This window comes from Actinotalea ferrariae CF5-4, assembly GCF_000603945.1.
Classification (GTDB): Bacteria; Actinomycetota; Actinomycetes; order Actinomycetales; family Cellulomonadaceae; genus Actinotalea; species Actinotalea ferrariae.
Map to the genome: position 1 here is coordinate 1 of NZ_AXCW01000266.1, position 4,780 is coordinate 4,780.

Consider the following 4,780-nt stretch of genomic DNA (forward strand, 5'->3'; position numbering starts at 1 on the left):
CGACGCCCGCCCGGCCGGCGCGCCCGGCCTCGTCGAGCTCGAGGTCGTCGACGACGGCCGCGGCATCCCGGCGGCGGCCCAGGAGGGGTACGGGCTGAGCGGGATGCGGGCCCGCGTGGCGGCCGGCGGGGGCGAGGTGGCGGTGACCAGTCCCGCGGAGGGCGGCACGGCGGTGACGGTGCGGGTGCCCGCGGCGGGGAGGATGGAGCCGTGACCACGCGGATCGTCGTCGTCGACGACCACCCGGTCGTGCGGGCCGGGATCGTCGGTCTGCTCGCCGGCGAGCCGGACCTCGTCGTCGTCGGGGAGGCGGCCGACGGCGAGCAGGCCGTCGCGCTCGTCGAGCGGGAGGAGCCCGACGTCGTCCTCATGGACCTGCGGATGCCGGTGCTGGACGGCGCGGGCGCGACCGAGCGGCTCCTGCGGACCCGGCCGGCGACGCGCGTCGTCGTCCTCACCACCTACGAGACGGACGCCGACATCCTCCGGGCCGTCGAGGCCGGCGCCAGCGGGTACCTCCTCAAGGACACGCCGCGCGACGAGCTGGTCGCCGCCGTTCGTGCCGTGGCCCACGGCGAGACGGTCCTCGCCCCCTCGGTCGCCCGGCGACTGGTGGAGCAGCTGCGCCACGCGCCGGAGCGCCTGACCCCGCGGGAGCTGGAGGTGCTGCGGGGCGTGGCCCGAGGCCGGACCAACGCGCAGATCGGCGCCGACCTCTACATCACCGAGGCGACGGTCAAGACGCACCTGCTCCGGGTGTTCGGGAAGCTCGGCGTGGACGACCGCACGCACGCCGTCACGGTCGCCCTCGAGCGCGGCATCCTGCCGTCCCTGTGACCGGACCTCACACGCGTGCTCTCATCCGCATCTCATCCGGCGGCCCGATACTGATCACGTGCGTCGACCGCGGCTGACCGCCCTGGCGACCGGCGTCCTGCTGGCCGTCGGCGCGGTCGCGGGCGCCTACGAGGTCCTGGCGGCGCCCGGCGACCGGTCCGTGGGGGACGCCGTCGTCGTCGGGACGCCGGACACCCTCCCCGCCACCGACGGCGGGACGACCGGCGGGACGAACGGGGGCGGCGCAGCGACTCCCCCGGCGTCCGAGACCCCCGACCCGGCGCAGACCGCGCCCGCTCCCCCGGACGACGACGACGCACGTCCCGCCCCGACGGCCGTCGCGCCCGCGGCTCCGGTGCCTGCGACGCCGACGACGGACAGCCAGGACGACGACAGCGACGACCGGTCTGACGACAGCAGCGGCGGCGGGGACGGCACCGACGACGGCAGCGGCGGCGGGGACGGCAGCGGCAGCGACGACCCGCCTGACGACGGCAGTGACGACGGCAGTGACGACGGCAGTGATGACAGCAGTGACGACAGCACCGACGACTGAGGCCGAGCGGACCGCGGCGGGGGCGAGTGCGACCGCGGACGCCGAGTCGTCGCCGGGCCGCTCGCCGCTGCGGCGGCGCGCAGCGCGCCTCGTCACCGTGCGGGTGCGGATCCTCGCCGCCGTGGTCGCGCTCGCGGCGCTCGGCATGACCGTCGCCGGCACCGCGGCCTTCCTGCTCCAGCGCGAACGCCTCGACCAGGGCATCGACGCCTCGCTGGAGCGCACGACCGCGGAGTTCCGCACGCTGGCGACCCAGGGTGTCGACCCCTCGACCGGAGCACCGTTCACGAGCGTCGAGCGTCTCCTGCAGATCGGGATCCAGCGCACCGTCACGGCGCAGAACGAGGGGATCTTCGCCGTCGTCGACGGGGCGGTGGAGCTCGTGCCCGCCTTCCCCACCGTCCGGCTCGAGACCGTGCCGGAGGTCGTGGCTGTCGCGGTCGAGGCGCAGGACGCCGCGGCCGTCAGGCTCCGCACGGTGTCGACGCCCGACACGTCGTACCGGACCGTCGCGATCCCGGTCACGGTGGTCGGCGACCCGCTGACGGGCGTGCTCGTGCTCGGCGTCGACCGGGAGGCCGAGCACTCCGAGCTGGTCCGCACGTACGGCACCTACACCGTCGTGGGGGCCGGCTCCCTCGTGGTCCTGGGCATCGTCGGCTGGCTCGTGGCGGGTCGCCTGCTCGCGCCCCTGCGGGCCCTCGGCGACACCGCACGGCGGATCACGGACACCGACCTGTCCCAGCGCATCGCCGTGAGCGGCGACGACGACGTCTCCGAGCTGGCCCGCACCGTCAACTCCATGCTGGACCGCCTCGAGGCGGCGTTCGGCTCCCAGCGCCGCCTCCTCGACGACGCCGGGCACGAGCTGCGGACCCCGGTGACGATCGTCCGCGGGCACCTGGAGCTCATGGACCCCGACGACCCCGACGACGTGCGCGCCGCCCAGAAGGTGGCGGTCGACGAGCTGGACCGGATGCACCTGCTCGTCGACGACCTCGTCACGCTGGCCACCGTGGACCGCCCGGACTTCGTCCGCCCCGAGCCGGTCGACGTCGGCCGGCTCACGGACGACGTCCTGGACAAGGCCCGGACGCTGGGCGACCGCGTCTGGCGGGTCGACGCCCGCGCCGAGGTGGAGACGCTGCTCGACCCGCGGCGCGTGACCCAGGCCTGGCTCCAGCTCGCCGCCAACGCGGTGCGGTACTCCCCGCCGGGCTCCACCGTCCGGCTCGCGAGCCGCGTGCGCGGCCTCCAGGTGCTCCTCACCGTCGAGGACGAGGGGAACGGCGTCGCCGCCGACGACGCCGAACGCATCTTCGAGCGCTTCGCCCGGGCGGGTGCCGGGCGCGGGGACGAAGGGTCCGGCCTGGGCCTGCCGATCGTCCGCGCCGTCGCGGCCGGCCACGACGGCCGGGCGTACCTCGACCCGAGCACCGTGGGCACGGGCTCCGGGTCCCGTTTCGTCATCGAGATCCCGCTGGCCGACGCGCGAGCGGACGAAGGAGAGCAGTGAGCCAGATCCTCATCGCCGAGGACGAGGACCGGATCGCCTCGTTCGTCGCCAAGGGGCTGCGGGCGGCCGGGTACGCACCCTTCGTCGTCGGGACGGGCCGGGAGGCCTACGACCTCGCCCAGAGCGGGGACTTCGACCTGCTGGTCCTCGACCTCGGCCTGCCGGACCAGGACGGGTTCACCGTGCTGCGGCGGCTGCGGGACGCCCGCAACACGCTGCCGGTGATCATCCTGACGGCGCGCAGCTCGGTGACGGACACCGTGGCGGGGCTCGAGGGCGGGGCCGACGACTACATGACCAAGCCGTTCCGGTTCGAGGAGCTCCTGGCCCGCGTGCGGCTGCGGCTGCGCACGGAGAGCTCTCCCGGGGAGGCGACCGTCCTGGCGCAGGGGGACGTCGCACTGGACCTGCGCACCCGGCGCGTGCGGGTCGACGGCCGCGAGGTGGACCTGTCCGCCCGCGAGTTCGCCCTCGCCGAGGCCTTCCTGCGCAACCCCGGCCAGGTCCTGAGCCGGGAGCAGCTGCTCTCCCGCGTCTGGGGCTACGACTACGACCCCGGCTCCAACGTGGTGGACGTCTACGTGCGGTACCTGCGCAAGAAGATCGGTGCGGAGCACGTGGAGACCGTCCGGGGCATGGGCTACCGGTTCGTCTGAGGCCCTCGGGGGTCTCCCGGCGTCGGGCGCGTCCACGTCCGCGCGGCCGCCGGGGCAGAGGACTCCCCGCGCGCGCAGACGACGACGCGCAGACGACGAGGGGCGGCTCCCGCAGGAGCCGCCCCGTCGTCGTGCGCGTGGTGGAGCCGCGCGCGGGTGGTCAGTCGTCGGCCGAGGGCACCGACGGCACCGACGGCACCGAGACCGGCGACGGCGGGGTCACGGGGCTCGGGACCGAGACGGGCGACGGCGCGGAGACCGGCGAGGCCGGCGACGGCGGCGTCACCGGGCTTGCGACGGAGGCGACGGACGCCGGCGTGGGCGGCGTTGTCGGGGAGGCCGGGGACATCGGCGTGAGGACGCTCGTCGCGGTGACCGTGGTCACCGACGAGCTCGCGCCCACGGCCGCGGGGCTGACGGACGGGGTGGGCACCGGGGCGGCGGTGCTGCCCTGGTCGTCCGAGACGTCGTCGGAGCGGTCGTCGGACTGCGGCGCGGGCGTCGGCTGCTGGGCGACCGGTCCTGCGGCGAAGGCGGCGGCGGCGCCGACCCCGAGGGCCCCCAGGGCTCCGGTCACGACGGCGACGACGGTGCGGCTCTTCATGCTGGTCTCCTCTCGAGCGGACCGGGCCCGGGGGCCGGTCCTCCTGTGCTGATGACACCACTGTGGTGGGCCTCGATGAGAGCACTCGGTGGCTGTGGATGAGAGCCCTCTCACGGAGAGGTCGGCCGTGCCGTCGGGCCGGGCGGCCGGGGCGGCGCAGCTCCCGTCAGGCCAGGCCCGTCACGACCCGGCCCCGTCATGACCCGGCGGTCGGGGCCGACGCGGCGCTCACGGACGACGCCGGGCTCACGGGCGTGGGCGGGCTCACCGGGGTGGGGGGCGAGACCGGCGTCGCCGGCGAGACGGCCGTGAGGACGCTGGTCGCGGTGACCGTGGTCGTGGCGGAGGGGGTCGGCACCGCGGCCGGGGTGGCCGGGCCCGCGGGGACCGACAGGCTGGTGGCCGCCGCGTCCGCCCCGTCCTGCCGGGGCGCCGTCGGGGTGCTCGTGCCGCCGACGACGGCCTCCCCGATCTCCGTGCCGGCGGGCGGGGCGAACGGGCCGGCGCCGAGGGCGGCGGTCGCGCCGAGGCCCAGCGCCCCGAGGGCGCCGGTCACCGCCGCGAGGGTGCGCGTGCTCATGTGTCCTCCTGGTGGTTCGTGGAGCGGGGGC

General features: G+C 76.2%; 7 protein-coding genes. 6 read left to right on the plus strand and 1 reads right to left on the minus strand.

Going from position 1 to position 4,780, the window contains the following annotated elements:
• From N866_RS16000 to N866_RS16025, 6 genes are all read left to right on the plus strand, one after another.
• The coding region (locus tag N866_RS16000; protein WP_034228203.1) for an ATP-binding protein at window positions 1-214 on the plus strand (214 nt) is incomplete at its 5' end.
• Window positions 211-837: a response regulator gene (locus N866_RS16005; protein ID WP_034228205.1), complete on the plus strand. Its 627-nt coding sequence runs from the start codon at window positions 211-213 to the stop codon at window positions 835-837. The genes N866_RS16000 and N866_RS16005, both read left to right, overlap by 4 nt.
• A gap of 58 nt (window positions 838-895) precedes the next feature.
• Window positions 896-1,393 (plus strand): hypothetical protein, encoded by a 498-nt coding sequence (locus N866_RS16010; RefSeq protein WP_034228207.1) that lies wholly within the window; start codon window positions 896-898, stop codon window positions 1,391-1,393.
• Entirely contained in the window at window positions 1,362-2,909 is a 1,548-nt protein-coding gene (locus N866_RS16015; protein ID WP_081802733.1) for a sensor histidine kinase, read from the plus strand. The genes N866_RS16010 and N866_RS16015 overlap by 32 nt, the downstream gene beginning before the upstream one ends.
• Window positions 2,906-3,565, plus strand: coding sequence for a response regulator transcription factor (locus tag N866_RS16020; protein ID WP_034228208.1), 660 nt, complete (start codon window positions 2,906-2,908; stop codon window positions 3,563-3,565). Before N866_RS16015 ends, N866_RS16020 begins: the two co-directional genes overlap by 4 nt.
• Window positions 3,566-3,696: 131 nt before the next feature.
• Window positions 3,697-4,221, plus strand: coding sequence for a hypothetical protein (locus tag N866_RS16025; RefSeq protein WP_034228210.1), 525 nt, complete (start codon window positions 3,697-3,699; stop codon window positions 4,219-4,221).
• Window positions 4,222-4,365: 144 nt separating this feature from the next.
• Here N866_RS16025 and N866_RS16030 read toward each other — a convergent pair whose 3' ends face one another.
• Window positions 4,366-4,749, minus strand: a complete 384-nt coding sequence (locus N866_RS16030; protein ID WP_034228212.1) for a hypothetical protein — start codon at window positions 4,747-4,749, stop codon at window positions 4,366-4,368.
• Window positions 4,750-4,780: the final 31 nt, after the last annotated feature.